The organism is Uliginosibacterium paludis (assembly GCF_039631355.1).
Taxonomy (GTDB): domain Bacteria; phylum Pseudomonadota; class Gammaproteobacteria; order Burkholderiales; family Rhodocyclaceae; genus Uliginosibacterium; species Uliginosibacterium paludis.
The window spans coordinates 19,142-32,824 of record NZ_JBDIVF010000003.1 but is presented as its reverse complement, the minus strand read 5'-3'; the positions used below and the strand labels follow the sequence as shown (position 1 = coordinate 32,824).

11 protein-coding genes are annotated in these 13,683 nt (G+C 64.2%); 4 read left to right on the top strand and 7 right to left on the bottom strand.

Annotated elements, in window-relative coordinates; all coding sequences use genetic code 11:
* Positions 1–64: 64 nt before the first annotated feature.
* Both recN and ABDB87_RS08950 read right to left on the bottom strand, forming a co-directional pair.
* On the bottom strand, positions 65–1,723 hold the full coding sequence (gene recN, locus ABDB87_RS08955) for a DNA repair protein RecN (protein ID WP_345926127.1): 1,659 nt from the start codon (positions 1,721–1,723) through the stop codon (positions 65–67).
* Between the two features lie 62 nt (positions 1,724–1,785).
* On the bottom strand, positions 1,786–2,676 hold the full coding sequence (locus tag ABDB87_RS08950; protein WP_345926125.1) for an NAD(+) kinase: 891 nt from the start codon (positions 2,674–2,676) through the stop codon (positions 1,786–1,788).
* A 113-nt stretch (positions 2,677–2,789) separates the two neighbouring features.
* On the opposite strand from ABDB87_RS08950, the gene hrcA reads away from it, so the two are divergent.
* The 3 genes from hrcA (at position 2,790) to ABDB87_RS08935 (ending at position 5,393) form a co-directional block, all read left to right on the top strand.
* A complete protein-coding gene (hrcA, locus tag ABDB87_RS08945) occupies positions 2,790–3,818 on the top strand; it encodes a heat-inducible transcriptional repressor HrcA (protein WP_345926123.1) in 1,029 nt (342 codons plus the stop codon).
* Between the two features lie 130 nt (positions 3,819–3,948).
* Positions 3,949–5,046, top strand: a complete 1,098-nt coding sequence (gene hemH / locus ABDB87_RS08940) for a ferrochelatase (RefSeq protein ID WP_345926121.1) — start codon at positions 3,949–3,951, stop codon at positions 5,044–5,046.
* Positions 5,043–5,393 carry a phage holin family protein gene (locus tag ABDB87_RS08935; RefSeq protein WP_345926119.1) on the top strand — a complete coding sequence of 117 codons (351 nt, stop codon included), beginning with the start codon at positions 5,043–5,045 and terminating at the stop codon, positions 5,391–5,393. The genes hemH and ABDB87_RS08935 overlap by 4 nt, the downstream gene beginning before the upstream one ends.
* Positions 5,394–5,599: 206 nt before the next feature.
* Here the strand turns inward: ABDB87_RS08935 and ABDB87_RS08930 are convergent, their stop codons facing one another.
* The 3 genes from ABDB87_RS08930 to ABDB87_RS08920 all read right to left on the bottom strand — a co-directional run bounded on the left by ABDB87_RS08930 (position 5,600) and on the right by ABDB87_RS08920 (position 10,419).
* Positions 5,600–7,210 (bottom strand): NAD+ synthase, encoded by a 1,611-nt coding sequence (locus tag ABDB87_RS08930; protein WP_345926117.1) that lies wholly within the window; start codon positions 7,208–7,210, stop codon positions 5,600–5,602.
* Positions 7,211–7,404: 194 nt separating this feature from the next.
* Positions 7,405–8,817 carry a Re/Si-specific NAD(P)(+) transhydrogenase subunit beta gene (gene pntB / locus ABDB87_RS08925; RefSeq protein WP_345926115.1) on the bottom strand — a complete coding sequence of 471 codons (1,413 nt, stop codon included), beginning with the start codon at positions 8,815–8,817 and terminating at the stop codon, positions 7,405–7,407.
* 15 nt (positions 8,818–8,832) lie between these two features.
* On the bottom strand, positions 8,833–10,419 hold the full coding sequence (locus tag ABDB87_RS08920) for a Re/Si-specific NAD(P)(+) transhydrogenase subunit alpha (protein WP_345926113.1): 1,587 nt from the start codon (positions 10,417–10,419) through the stop codon (positions 8,833–8,835).
* Positions 10,420–10,795: 376 nt separating this feature from the next.
* Between ABDB87_RS08920 and corA the strand changes: the two genes are divergently transcribed.
* The gene (corA, locus tag ABDB87_RS08915) at positions 10,796–11,905 is read left to right on the top strand and encodes a magnesium/cobalt transporter CorA (protein ID WP_345926111.1); all 1,110 of its coding nucleotides are present in this window, start codon (positions 10,796–10,798) and stop codon (positions 11,903–11,905) included.
* 47 nt (positions 11,906–11,952) lie between these two features.
* Here corA and ABDB87_RS08910 read toward each other — a convergent pair whose 3' ends face one another.
* Both ABDB87_RS08910 and murI read right to left on the bottom strand, forming a co-directional pair.
* A complete protein-coding gene (locus tag ABDB87_RS08910) occupies positions 11,953–12,699 on the bottom strand; it encodes a PP2C family protein-serine/threonine phosphatase (RefSeq protein ID WP_385918022.1) in 747 nt (248 codons plus the stop codon).
* 160 nt (positions 12,700–12,859) lie between these two features.
* Positions 12,860–13,669, bottom strand: a complete 810-nt coding sequence (murI, locus tag ABDB87_RS08905) for a glutamate racemase (RefSeq protein WP_345926107.1) — start codon at positions 13,667–13,669, stop codon at positions 12,860–12,862.
* Positions 13,670–13,683: the final 14 nt, after the last annotated feature.

Sequence of the window (13,683 nt, the reverse complement as noted above, 5' to 3'; positions counted from 1 at the left end):
GAGTATGGCGCCATGCGCCCCGCTCGCACTTGATCCGGATTGCCGCGCTGGCGTTTTTTCCGGCTCAGGCCAGACCGAGCAGTTCGGCGGCGTGGCTGCGCGTCGTCTCGGTGATGTTGACGCCGCCCAGCATGCGGGCGATTTCCTCGATGCGACCGGCTTCGTCCAGCTCGATGAGCTCGGAGCGGGTTTCGCCGGAGCTGCTGTCCTTCGCCACCCGCCACTGCCAGTCAGCCTGCGCAGCGACCTGCGGCAAGTGGGTCACGCACAGCACCTGGCGCCCCTGGCCCAGTTCGCGCAGACGGCGGCCGACGATCTCTGCCACACGGCCGCCGATGCCGCTGTCGACCTCATCGAAAATCAGGGTCGGCACCGACTGCGATTCGGAGGTGATGACCTGGATCGCCAGCCCGATGCGCGAGAGCTCGCCGCCCGAGGCCACCTTGCCGAGCGGTCGCAGCGGCTGGGCCGGGTTGGCGGCCACCAGGAACTCGATGCGCTCCAGCCCGTTGGCCGAACCTTCCGGCTCGGGCTGCAGCGCGATCTCGAAACGGCCACCGGCCATCGCGAGCTCCTGCATCGCTTCGGTGACCCCGGCAGCCAGCCGGACGGCCGATTCGCGGCGCGCGGCCGAGAGCTGGCCGGCCCGGTTCATGAAAGCCTCGCGGGCAGCCGACTCACGGGCCAGCAGGGCCGCCGGATCCGCCAGCTCGGCAAGGCTCGCCAGACGCGCAGCGCTCGTTTCCAGCAGCGCGGGCAGGCCTTCGGGCGGCACCCGATACCTGCGCGCCGTGCTCACCACCGCGTCGATGCGCGCATCAACCTCGGCCAGTCGGGCCGGATCAAGATCCACGCGATCAGCATAGCGGCGCAGGGCGTGACCGGCTTCATCCAAACGAATCGCGGCTTCCGACACCAGCTCGGCAATCTCGCCCAGCGCGGCATCGAACCCGCTCAACTCGCCCAGGCGCGCGGCAATGCGCTCGACCTCGCCAGCGAGCGGCACTTCGCCGTCGCTGATGGCATCCAGCGCAGCACCGGCGCCCTCGATCAGATTGCTGGCATTGGCGAGTCGCCCCTGCTCGGCATTGGTTTCTTCCCAGGCGGCTGGCTCGAAGGCGAGCTTCTCGAGTTCGCCGACCTGATGCGCCAGCATCTCGCGCTCCTGCTGAAGCGCTTCCATGCCCTTCTCGGCTTCCTCACGCGCACGACGGGCGGCCTGCCAGTCACGCCAGGCCGCAGCCACCTCACGCGCTGCCGGCAGCAGGCCGGCATGGCCGTCGAGCAGCAGGCGCTGTGCATCCGCCCGCAACAGGGCCTGATGCGCATGCTGGCCGTGAATGTCGGCGAGGAAGTCGCCCAGCTCGCGCAGCTGGGTCGCCGTCGCCGGCATGCCGCAGATATAGGCCCGCGAGCGGCCGCCCGCATCGACCACACGCCGGAGGAGGACGAGGCCGTCCTCGATGTTGAAATCCTGTTCACGCAGCCACGCAAAAACCGGCGCGCCGGCCTCCGGCTCGAATTCGGCCGCCAGATCGGCCCGCTCGCGTCCTGCGCGCACCATGCCGCCATCGGCCCGTTCGCCCAGCAGCAGAGAGAGCGCATCGAGCAGGATGGATTTGCCGGCACCGGTCTCGCCGGTCAGCGCGCCGAATCCGGTACGGAAATCGAGTTCAAGGCGATCGACCAGCACGAAATCCTGGATCAGCAGACGACGCAACATGGCTTCAACTCAAGTCAGGGAATGGAAAGGATGCGGCCTGAACTGTATAGACATACAGTTCATCAGGAAAGATCGGGCACTGCGCTCCAGTGCAGTTTTTCGCGCAGAACGTTGAAATAGCTGTAGCCCTCCGGGTGCAGCAGGGTCACGCCGTGGTCCGAACGCAGGATGCGCAGCACATCGCCGCGCCCGACTTCGACGATGGTCTGGCCATCACAGTGCACCACCGCGTCGCGCGCCCGGTCACCGAGCACCTTGAGTTCGACCACGCTGTCCTGCGCAAGGGCAAGTGGCCGGTAGGTCAGCGCATGCGGACACAGCGGCACGAGCACGATGCCAGCCAGGCGCGGGTGCAGGATGGGGCCATTGGCGGAGAGCGCGTAGGCGGTGGAGCCAGTCGGCGTGGCAATGATCATGCCGTCGGAGCGCTGCGTGTAGATGTATTCGCCATCCACCGAGAGCTCGAATTCGATCATGCGGCCGATCTCGCCGCGGGAAAGCACGATGTCATTGAGGGCCATGGCAGTGCGCAGATGCAGGCCTTCTCGCCAGAGCTCCACTTCGAGCAGCGAACGACGCTCGCGCAGGTAGCGGCCGTCCAGGATCTCGCCCACCCGATCGAACATTTCGGCATGCGACACGTCGGTCAGAAAACCCAGCCGGCCCTGATTCACGCCCACCAGCGGCAGCTGGTGCATGCCCAGCGCCCGCGCGGCCGTCAGCATGCTGCCATCGCCCCCCAGCACGATCACCAGATCGGCATACTCGCCGATCTCCTCGATGCTGGCGACGCGATGCCCGGCCTCGTTGCCACCCAGCTGGGCCGTGCCGGCTTCGATCCAGACCTCGATACCCCGATCGCGCAGGAAAGCCGCCATCGCAGCCACCGAACCGGAGACGTCAGTACTGCGATACTTGCCGATCACGGCAACAATTCGGAATTCCTCGCTCATGGGCGGGATTAAACCACAGGCATCACCGGCCTGTGAGCCGCCCATGCAACAGTGCGACACCCCTCGCCGGAAACCCTCTCCCGCGCGCGCGACGGAGCCCTTACAATCTGCCCATGTCGCAACTCGATCAACGCTCCCAGCTGCTGCTCAAGACGCTCGTCGAACGCTATATCGCCGAGGGTCAGCCCGTGGGCTCGCGCGTGCTGTCGAAGCAATCAGGGCTGGAGCTCTCGCCAGCGACCATCCGCAACGTGATGTCCGACCTGGAAGAGATGGGGCTCATCACCAGCCCGCATACCTCGGCCGGGCGCATCCCCACTGCACGCGGCTACCGGCTCTTCGTCGACACGCTGCTCACCGTGAAGCCGCTGGCGCAGACCGAGGTGCGCGAGCTGGAATCCCATATCCATCCGGACGAGCCGCGCCGGGTGCTGTCCGCGGCCTCCAGCCTGCTCTCCGAGCTCACCAGCTTCGCCGGCATCGTGGCGGCGCCACGGCGCGAAGCCGCCAAGGTGCGCCAGATCGAGTTCGTGAGCCTGTCGGACACCCGCGTGCTGCTGATCATCGTGACCATGGGCGGCGATGTGCAGAACCGCATCCTCTTCACGCAGCGCCCCTACTCCTCCTCCGAGCTGGTCACTGCGGCCAATTACCTCAACCACCACTGTGCCGGACTTGCGTTCGGCGAGATGGTCGATCACCTTCGCAGCGAGCTGGTCCAGCTCCAGCAGAACATGACCGAGCTGATGTCCGCCGCGATTTCCGCCGGCCAGGACGCCATGGAGGATCAGGGCAGCAGCTACCTGATTTCGGGTGAGCGCAAGCTGCTGGAGGTGGACGACATTTCCTCGAACATGAGCCGGCTGCGCGAACTCTTCCGCATGTTCGAACAGAAGTCGGGCCTTGTTCAGTTGCTCGATATCTCGAATCGCGCAGAAGGCGTGCAGCTTTTCATCGGTGGCGAATCCGGCATCAGCCCGCTCGACGAATGCAGCGTCGTCACCGCGCCCTACGAAGTCGACGGTCAGGTCGTCGGCACGATCGCGGTCATCGGCCCGCAACGCATGGCCTATGAACGCGTGATTCCGATCGTCGACATCACCGCCCGCCTGCTCTCGAACGCGCTCTCGGGTCAGGCCTGAGCTATTCCCTCCATAGCGGCCAGCGCCGCACGCGCTGGCCGGCTTGCTGGTAAAACACTGCTGAATCACTGACGCACCGAACCCTCTCCGCCGGCCAGGGTCGACCACAGGAACCGAGACTTCGCACGCCATGCCCCGATACCTTCCCGAACCCCGTCACGAACACGGCCAGCCCGCCCGCATCGGTGTGCTGCTGATCAATCTGGGCACCCCGGCCGCTCCCACCGCCCAGGCCGTACGCCCCTACCTGCGCCAGTTCCTGTCCGACCCGCGTGTGGTCGAGATTCCCCGGGCGCTCTGGTGGCTGATCCTGAACCTTTTCGTGCTGACAACGCGTCCGAAGAAGTCCGCCGAAAAATACGCCAAGGTCTGGAGCAAGGAAGGCTCGCCGCTGCGCCTGCACACCGAGCGCCAGGCCAAGCTGCTGGCAGGCTATTTCACCGAAGCCGGACATCCCGCGCTGCAGGTTGAATACGCCATGCGTTATGGTCAGCCGGATGTGGAAGGCGCGCTGATGCGCCTGAAGGAAAAACGCTGTGACCGCATCCTGGTGCTGCCGCTCTATCCGCAATATGCCGCCAGCACCAGTGCCAGCAGCTTCGATGCGGTGGCGCGCGCGGTGCTGAAGATCCGCAACCTGCCCGAACTGCGCTTCGTGAGGAGCTTCCACGATCATCCGGACTACATCCGCGCGCTGGGCGAGCGTGTGGTGGAGCACTGGCACCAGCACGGCATCCCCGACAGGCTGGTCATGAGCTTTCATGGCACCCCCCGCTTTTCGCTCGATCGCGGGGACCCGTACTTCTGCGAATGCCAGAAAACCGCACGCCTGCTGGCCGAGTACCTCTCGCTCACCCAGGAGCAATACCTGGTGACCTTCCAGTCGCGCTTCGGGCGAGCCGAATGGCTTCAGCCCTACACCGAGCCCAGCCTGCAGAAGATGGCCAGGGAAGGCGTGCAGAAGGTCGATGTCATCTGCCCCGGTTTCGTATCCGACTGTCTGGAGACGATCGAGGAGATCGGCATGGAATGCAAGGCCGCCTTCCTCCAGGCCGGCGGACGTGAGTTCGGCTATATCGACTGCCTGAACGAACGCCCGGATTTCATCCACGCGCTGCGGAAAATCGCGTCCAGCCACATGACGGACTGGCTCGCCGAACCGCCCGCCACGGCAGCTGAACTGGCCGTCTGCCAGCGACGCGCTGCGCGATCGGGAGCCCCGGCATGATGATGACATTACTCAGATGGGCGCTGAATGCGGCAGCGCTGATGATCCTGCCCGGCCTTGTCGGCGGCATCAGCGTCACCAGTTTCACCAGCGCGCTGTTTGCCGCGCTGCTGATCGCACTCTTCAACGCCCTGCTCCGCCCGGTGCTGATCCTGCTCACGCTGCCGATCACCGCGCTGACGCTCGGCCTCTTCATCCTGGTGATCAATGCCCTGCTGTTCTGGGCGGCGTCCCGGTTCGTCGGCGGCTTTCATGTCACGGACTTCTGGTCCGCGCTCTGGGGCGCGCTGCTCTACAGCCTGCTGACCTGGCTGGTCAGCCTCGCGCTGGGCGGCAAGAGGCGCTGAACGCCTGCTACGCCCGACGCGAGAAAGCCTGCTGGCGCGTCATGCCCGTCAGCCAAGCCGTTCGTGGTGAGCTTGTCGAAGCATGAACAACAGAGGCCCAAGCGAAAATCGCCGTTTTACCCTTCGACAAGCTCAGGGCGAACGGCGACTTTTGTCCAACTGACCGACATGACAATTGCGCGGGTTTCCCACCCGGGCACTGAATCTCAGAAACGGTCGGTGTAGCGGTTGGTGATCGGGTTGCGCCAGTCGCGACCGAAACCCCGCTGCGTGACCCGGATGCCGACCGGCGACTGACGCCGCTTGTATTCGTTACGGCGCAGCATGCCGATCACGCGACGCACATCCTGCTCGGGATAACCTGCAGCAACGATGGCAGCGGGCGACTCGTTGCGCTCCATGTAGGCCTCGATGATCGCGTCCAGCACCTCATAGGGAGGCAGCGAATCCTGGTCTTTCTGATCGGGCTTCAGTTCGGCCGAAGGCGCGCGGGTCAGGATGTTCTCCGGTATCACCCGGCCGAGGCTGTTGCGATACGCGCAGAGGCGATAGACGAAGGTTTTCAGGATGTCCTTGATCACCGCAAAACCGCCGGCCATGTCGCCATACAGCGTGGCGTAGCCCACCGCCATCTCGCTCTTGTTGCCGGTGGTCAGCACGATGCTGCCGAACTTGTTGGAGAGCGCCATCAGGCTCATGCCGCGGATGCGCGCCTGCAGGTTTTCTTCGGTGGTATCCGCACCCTTGCCCTCGAAGAGCGGTGTCAGCATGGCCTCGAAGGTCTTCATCGCCGGTTCGATCGCAAGCTCGTCATAGCGCACGCCCAGCAGGCGGATCATCTCGCGGGAATCGTCCAGACTCATCTGGGCGGTGTAGGGAGAGGGCATCATCACCGCGCGCACCTTGTCCGCCCCCAGCGCATCGGCGGCAATCGCCAGCGTCAGCGCCGAATCCACGCCGCCGGACAGACCGATGATCACGCCCGGAAAACGGTTCTTGCCCACATAGTCGCGCACACCGGTCTTGAGCGCTTCATAGACCTCGGCCTCGATGCTCGCGCGCGGCACGTTCACCGTGCTGGTGAAACGGCCATTTTCATAGCCGACCAGATCAAGGCGCGACTCGAAGGCCGGCGCCTGATAACTCAGGCCACCATCCGCATCCAGCGCAAAGGAAGCGCCGTCGAACACCAGTTCGTCCTGCCCGCCGACCATGTTGCAATACAGCGCGGCGATGCCGGCACTCTGTACCCGCGCACGCATCACTTCGATGCGCCGGCTCTGCTTGTCCATGTGGAAAGGCGAAGCATTGAGCACCAGCAGCACTTCCGCCCCGGCAGCACGGGCAGCCTCGGCCGCGCCGGCCTCCCAGACGTCCTCGCAGATGTTGATGCCGACCTTCACGCCGGAGACGTCCACCACGCAGGCACCCTCACCCGGCGTGAAGTAGCGCACTTCGTCAAAGACTTCGTAGTTGGGCAGACTCATCTTGCGATAGGTCGCCAGTCGCTTGCCATCGCGCAGCAAGGTGGCCGCGTTGAAGGCTTCACCGCTTTCGAGCAGCGGATGGCCGACCAAGATATCGATGCCGCAACTGGCCTCCGCCAGCGCATCCAGTTCCTGTTCGCAAGCCGCGTGGAAATCCGGCCGCAGCAACAGGTCTTCGGGCGGGTAGCCACACAGCGAAAGCTCGGGGGTGAGGAGCAGCGAAGCCCCCTGCCCGCGCGCAGCGGCAGCGGCCTCGCGGATCAGTGCCGCATTGCCGGCAAGGTCACCCACGGTGCAGTTGATCTGGGCGACAGCGATTCTGAGAGTCATGTTCAGGCAGGACAAGCGGGTTTCAACAGCCCGGAACTATACCGCTCCTGCGGTCGGCGCCAAAGCCTCAGCGCAGCCAGCGCGCAAACGCGGCCCGGCAAATGGCGACAGCCTCTGGCGGCCCGGCGACAGGGCCGGGCTGAAAACACAAAGCCGGCTCAAGGCCGGCTTTGCGCGAGCTTGCCTGCAGCCACTCAGCCCTTAAGCGAGCCCAGCACCTCGTCCAGCATCTTCTTGGCGTCACCGAAGAGCATCCGGTTGTTGTCCTTGTAGAAGAGCGGGTTGTCGACGCCGGCGTAGCCGGAAGCCATCGAGCGCTTCATGACGATGGAGGTCCGGGCCTTCCAGACTTCCAGCACCGGCATGCCGGCGATCGGGCTGCCGGGATCTTCCTGTGCCGCCGGATTCACGATGTCATTCGCACCGATCACCATGACCACATCGGTCTCGGGGAAGTCTTCGTTGATCTCGTCCATTTCCATCACGATGTCATACGGCACCTTGGCTTCGGCCAGGAGCACGTTCATGTGCCCCGGCATGCGGCCCGCCACCGGGTGGATGGCGAAGCGCACATTCACGCCTTTCCCGCGCAGGAAGGACGTGATCTCGAACACCGTATGCTGGGCCTGCGCCACGGCCATGCCGTAGCCCGGAACGATGATCACGCTCTTGGCGTCACGCAGCAGTTCGGCCGTCTCGGTGGCGGAGACCGGCGTGACTTCGCCCGCTGGTTCGATCTGACCACTGGCAGCCTTCGGCGCGCCACCATCCGAACCGAACCCCCCGGCAATCACGCTGATGAAGTTGCGATTCATCGCGTTGCACATGATGTAGGACAGGATCGCGCCCGAAGAACCCACCAGCGCGCCGGTCACGATCAGCAGGTCATTGCTGAGCATGAAACCGGTGGCTGCAGCCGCCCAGCCGGAATAGCTGTTGAGCATCGACACCACGACCGGCATGTCGGCACCGCCGATGGCCATCACCATGTGGATACCGAAGAGCAGTGCGATCACCGTCATCACGATCAGCGGCGTCATGCCGGCCGATACCGTCTCGGCCTGCAGGAACGCGTAGCCGAACCAGATCACGACAAGCAGGCCGATCAGGTTGATGAAGTGCCGGCCCGGCAGCAGCATCGGCTTGCCGCCGATCCGGCCGGAGAGCTTGCCGAATGCGATGACGGAACCGGAAAAGGTCACTGCGCCGATCAGGATGCCGACATAGATCTCGATTTCATGGATCGCCTTCTCGGCACCGGTGAACGCGATGGAGGTGTCGATATAGCTCGCGAATCCGACCAGGCAGGCTGCCAGGCCGACCAGGCTGTGCATGAAGGCGACCAGTTCGGGCATCTGCGTCATTTTCACGACGCGCGCGAGATAGAAGCCGATCGCGCCACCTGCGACCATCGCGGCGATGATCCAGGGCAGCCCCATGGTCGCCACGCGCGGGCCGAACACGGTCGCCAGCACGGCGATCGTCATGCCCAGCATGCCGTAGAAGTTGCCGCGACGTGCGGTTTCCTGATTGGACAGTCCGCCCAGACACAGGATGAAGAGGATGGTTGCTCCGAGGTAGGAGACCGTAGCCAGACTTGCAGACATGTTTTTCTTATCTCCTTACTTGCGGAACATTTCCAGCATGCGCTGGGTCACGGCGAAACCACCGAACATGTTGATGGTGGCCAGCACGATGGAACCCACCGCGAGCCAGCGGATGACTTCATCCGGCCGTGAAATGCTTTCCGAGAGCGGCGGCGCGATCTGCACCAGCGCCCCGATGGCGATGATGGACGACACGGCATTGGTCACGCTCATCAGCGGCGTATGCAGGGCGGGCTTCACATTCCAGACCACCATGTAGCCCACGAAACAGGCCAGCACGAACACCGTGAAGTGGCCGAGGAAGGCGGCCGGCGCATTGGCACCGATCAGCCAGAAGAGCACGGCCGCCACGGCGAAGATGATCGCCATGTTCTTTGCCGCCATCGGCCCGCTCGGTTCGCCATGTCCGTGTGCGGGCTTCTTGGCCGCCACCGGTGCCGCAGCGGGCTTGGGGGCAGCAGCCGGCAGCTTCGGAGCAGGGGCCGGCCAGGTGACTTCGCCGTCCTTGATGACCGTCAGGCCGCGAATGGCGTCGTCGTCGAAATTGACGTTGATCTGGCCATCCTTGGTCTTGCAGAGTTCTTCGGTCAGGCGGAACAAATTGGTGGCATAGAGCGTGGAAGACTGGCGTGACAGCCGGCTGACGAGGTCGGTGTAGCCCACGATGGTCACACCGTGGCGCACCACGGCCTCGCCCGGCACCGTGAGTTCGCAGTTGCCCCCCTGCTCGGCCGCCATATCGACGATCACCGAACCCGGCTTCATCGACTGAACCATCTCGGCGGTAATCAGCTTCGGCGCCGGCTTGCCGGGAATCAGCGCCGTCGTGATGATGATGTCGGCATCCTTCGCCTCGCGCGCATACATCTCGCGCTGAGCTTGCTGGAATCCCTCGCTCATGACTTTGGCATAGCCGCCACCGCCTGAGCCGTCTTCCTCGTAATCCACCTTGACGAATTCGCCACCGAGCGACTTGACCTGATCAGCCACTTCCGCACGAGTATCGTTTGCGCGCACCACGGCGCCCAGACCGGCAGCGGTGCCGATCGCGGCAAGGCCTGCCACGCCGGCTCCTGCGATGAAAACCCGGGCAGGCGGCACCTTGCCGGCAGCGGTAATCTGACCGTTGAAGAAGCGACCGAACGCATTGGCCGCCTCGACCACAGCCCGATAGCCGGCCACGCCAGCCTGCGAGGTCAGTGCATCCATCTTCTGCGCGCGGGAAAGCTGGCGCGGCAGCGCGTCGATGGCCAGCACGGTGACCTTCTTCGCGGCGAGCTTCTGCATCAGTTCGGGATTTTGCGCCGGCCAGATGAAGGACACGAGTGTCATGCCCTCGCGCATCTGCGCCACTTCATCCTCTGCCGGTGCACGCACCTTGAAGACGATATCCGCACCCGACCAGAGCTCGGCCGCACTGGCGGCAATCGAGGCTCCCGCCGCGCGATAGCTCTCGTCGCTCAGGCTGGCAGTTTCGCCGGCACCGGACTCCACCACCACCCGGAAACCGAGCTTGATGAGCTTTTCCACGACCTCGGGAACGGTCGCGACACGTTTCTCCCCTGCAAAGACTTCCCGAGGCACCCCTATGAGCAGTGACATCCGCTGTTCTCCGTTTACGTCCAGATAGAAAAATGAAACGCATGCGCCGGGTCGGATGCCCCGCGCACGACAATCCTTTCTCCTGCGGTCGGCTCTACCGCAAGAGTCATGCCTCCGCCTCCTCGAAACCGGCGTCCGGCACGCGGCTCTTCGCTGCAGAACCGCACCGGCAACCGCCGTGCTCTCCGGAACCCGGTACAGACCGGTGTTCCGAGGAATCCACACACAGCCGGGATATGCCGGCGTGCTCGACGGGATTCCTGTCCGAGCCGTGACAGTGCCTCTCTCCAGTGGACAAAAACTGCAAAATATCCCTTGTTACATCAGGGCTTGATGGATTGCATCATACTGTGTCCGGACAAAACCGGATGATGCCATGCACAAAACCACAGACCGGAAACCCCGGAAGAACCCCCGCAAACGCAGCTATGCGCCGAAGGTCGGTCAGGCGCCGGGCAGCATCGTGCACGTGGGTGACGTCAAGGTCGATCGCACGCATTTCTCGCTTTTCGATTACGACGCCGGCAATCTTGAAGAGCTGAGCTTCGACACGCTGGAAGCCTCCCGTCAGTATCACCGCCGCCATCAGTGGATCTGGCTCAACGTCCATGGCGTGCACGACCCCGTCGTCATGGAAGAGATCGGGCGCCGCTTCAAGGTGCACCCGCTGGTGCTCGAAGACATCGCGAACACCCGGCAGCGCGCCAAGCTCGATGACTACGAGGATTACAGCTTCATCGTGCTGCGCAATTTCCGCTACGAGAGCGAACGGCATGACGCCGACTCGGAGCAGATCAGCCTGGTCGTCGGCAAGGACTTCATCCTGAGCTTTCAGGAGCGATCCTCGGGACTGTTCGACCCCATCCGCAACCGGCTGCGCAAGAACAACAGCATCCTGCGCAGTGGCGGCCCGGAAGTGCTGATGCATGCGCTCATCGACGCGGTGGTCGACAAGTACTTCGTGGTCGTGGAGTCACTGGCCACCGAAGTGGAAGACCTCGAAGACAGTCTCGTAACCGGTACGCGCCAGCACTCGATCGAGGAGATCAATCACTTCAAGCGCGAAACCCTCGAAATCCGGCGGGCCGTCTGGCCCCTGCGCGAAGTGATCAACAGCCTGCTGCGCACGCCCGGCGCACTGGAGAGAAAGGAAAGCGAGCTGTACTTCCGCGATGTGTACGACCACACGGTCCATGTGATCGAGCAGCTCGATTCGCTGCGCGAGCTCATCAGCGGGCTGATGGATCTGCATCTGTCATCGATCAGCAACCGGCTCAATGCGGAAGTCAGGATGCTGACCGTGGTCACCACGATCTTCGCGCCGGCCACCGTCATCACAGGTTTTTTCGGCATGAACTTCCACCGCATGCCGCTGCTTGAAGATCCCGGCGGCTGGCTGTATGCCTCCATCGCAATCGGCGTTGCGGGCCTTGCGCTGATCCTTGCGCTGTTCTGGCGACGCTGGTGGGTCAGGATGAACAGCTGAGCCCGATGGCGGCGCGGATTCGCGCCGCCGAAGCCTTGCCGGCAGGCTCAGACCGGATTGATCTTGATGATGGCCATCGAGATGTTGTCACCGACCCCTTCGCCGCGCTCGCGGGCCGCGTTGATCAGCACGCGCGCGGCAGAGCGCGCATCGAGCTCGTGCAGCGTGCGGCCGAGTTCCTCGTCCGACACCAGCCCCCAGAGCCCGTCCGAGCAGAGCAGGAAGCAGTCCCCCGGCTCCAGCACCGGCGCGCTGTCGTAATCGATCCGCGGCTCCTTCTCGGCGCCGAGACAGGACAGCAGGAGGTTGCGCTGGGGATGGTGCTGCGCCATCTCCTCGGTGATGCGGTTGGTCCGGATCAGTTCGCCCACCAGGGAGTGATCCGGCGTATGCGAGACCAGTTTGCCGCGACGGAAATGATAGAGACGCGAATCACCGCAATGCGCCCACTCCGCCACGCCAGGCCGGATAACCAGCACGACTGCGGTGCTGTGCGGGTCCGCTTCGGAAGTGAAGCGGGTGAGCTTGATGACCACATGCGCTTCGTCAATCACGCTGCGCAGGAACTCGCGCGTCGGTTCGCTGGCAGGCTGGAAGGCGGCGAAATTCTGCTTGGCCTTGAGCAAGACCTGCTGCGCCGCAATCGCGCCGCCGGTATGCCCGCCCATGCCGTCGGCCAGCACCGCGATGAGGCAATCCTTGCGCTCCGGATGCGGGAAAATGGCGACCCGATCCTGCTGATCGGATCGATCACCGATGTGCATCGCTGCGCAGGTATCTATGGCAAGAGGCATAAGCAGCAGAATGGACTCGAATTATCAGAAGCGGCAGATTCTAATGAAACTGTGACGAGATATTACGTTTCCCCGGCATTGACATGACAATTCAGTTGCCGTCTGTCTGTTCTGTATCCGGACGGCAACACCCGGGTTTCGAACCCGGGCCCGGTATCAATCAGCAGGCCAGGCAGGTTGACGGCGGCAAAAGCGCCAGCGGAGAGAAACCCCAGAGTTTCTCAAGCGCGGGGGCCACGCTGCGAGGATTTCCGCTGCACCAGCACTGGAGATCGCCAAGCCTTTCAGCAGCCAGCATCTCCGATTCCGCGAGTTTTCGCTGGACTTGCCGAGCAACGGCCGCACCGGTATCGATGACCCGCACGCCAGGCCCGACGATGGCTTCGATCTGCTCGCGCAGAAAGACATAGTGGGTACAGCCCAGCACAATCACGTCGGCACCGCCCGCCAGCATGGGCTCAAGATGGGTGCGCAACAGGGCGAGCGTTGCCGGGCTCGCGAGCTCGCCCCGCTCCACCGCCTCGACCAGGCCGACCCCCGGCCGCGTCAGCACCGTCACGCCGTGCCCGAACTGATCCAGCAAGCCGGCAAAGCGTGCGCTCTCCAGCGTACCGGTCGTTGCCAGCACCCCCACCACGCCTTTGCGGGTTGCATGCGTAGCCGGTTTGACCGCGGGCTCCATGCCAATGACCGGCACATCCGGCCAGCGCTGGCGAATGGCTCCGGCGGCCGCGGCCGTGGCCGTGTTGCAGGCAATCACCAGCGCCTTGGCACCCTGCTCAAGCAGGAACGCTGATATTTCAAGGGAACGCTCGGCAATCAGCGCCTGCGGCTTCTCGCCGTAGGGCGCATGACCGGAATCCGCGCAGTAGAGCAGCCCCTCGCTCGGCAGCAGCGCCCGGATCTCGCGCAGGACGGACAGGCCACCCAGCCCGGAATCGAAGACACCGATGGGACGCGGATCGCTCACTCGCCCCTCCGGGA

What these genes read in the sequence shown, in the direction of transcription:
- recN (WP_345926127.1), bottom strand. Translation starts at nt 1,723, where the DNA reads ATGTTGCGTCGTCTGCTGATCCAGGATTTCGTGCTGGTCGATCGCCTT.
- ABDB87_RS08950 (WP_345926125.1), bottom strand. Translation starts at nt 2,676, where the DNA reads ATGAGCGAGGAATTCCGAATTGTTGCCGTGATCGGCAAGTATCGCAGT.
- hrcA (WP_345926123.1), top strand. Translation starts at nt 2,790, where the DNA reads ATGTCGCAACTCGATCAACGCTCCCAGCTGCTGCTCAAGACGCTCGTC.
- hemH (WP_345926121.1), top strand. Translation starts at nt 3,949, where the DNA reads ATGCCCCGATACCTTCCCGAACCCCGTCACGAACACGGCCAGCCCGCC.
- ABDB87_RS08935 (WP_345926119.1), top strand. Translation starts at nt 5,043, where the DNA reads ATGATGATGACATTACTCAGATGGGCGCTGAATGCGGCAGCGCTGATG.
- ABDB87_RS08930 (WP_345926117.1), bottom strand. Translation starts at nt 7,210, where the DNA reads ATGACTCTCAGAATCGCTGTCGCCCAGATCAACTGCACCGTGGGTGAC.
- pntB (WP_345926115.1), bottom strand. Translation starts at nt 8,817, where the DNA reads ATGTCTGCAAGTCTGGCTACGGTCTCCTACCTCGGAGCAACCATCCTC.
- ABDB87_RS08920 (WP_345926113.1), bottom strand. Translation starts at nt 10,419, where the DNA reads ATGTCACTGCTCATAGGGGTGCCTCGGGAAGTCTTTGCAGGGGAGAAA.
- corA (WP_345926111.1), top strand. Translation starts at nt 10,796, where the DNA reads ATGCACAAAACCACAGACCGGAAACCCCGGAAGAACCCCCGCAAACGC.
- ABDB87_RS08910 (WP_385918022.1), bottom strand. Translation starts at nt 12,699, where the DNA reads ATGCCTCTTGCCATAGATACCTGCGCAGCGATGCACATCGGTGATCGA.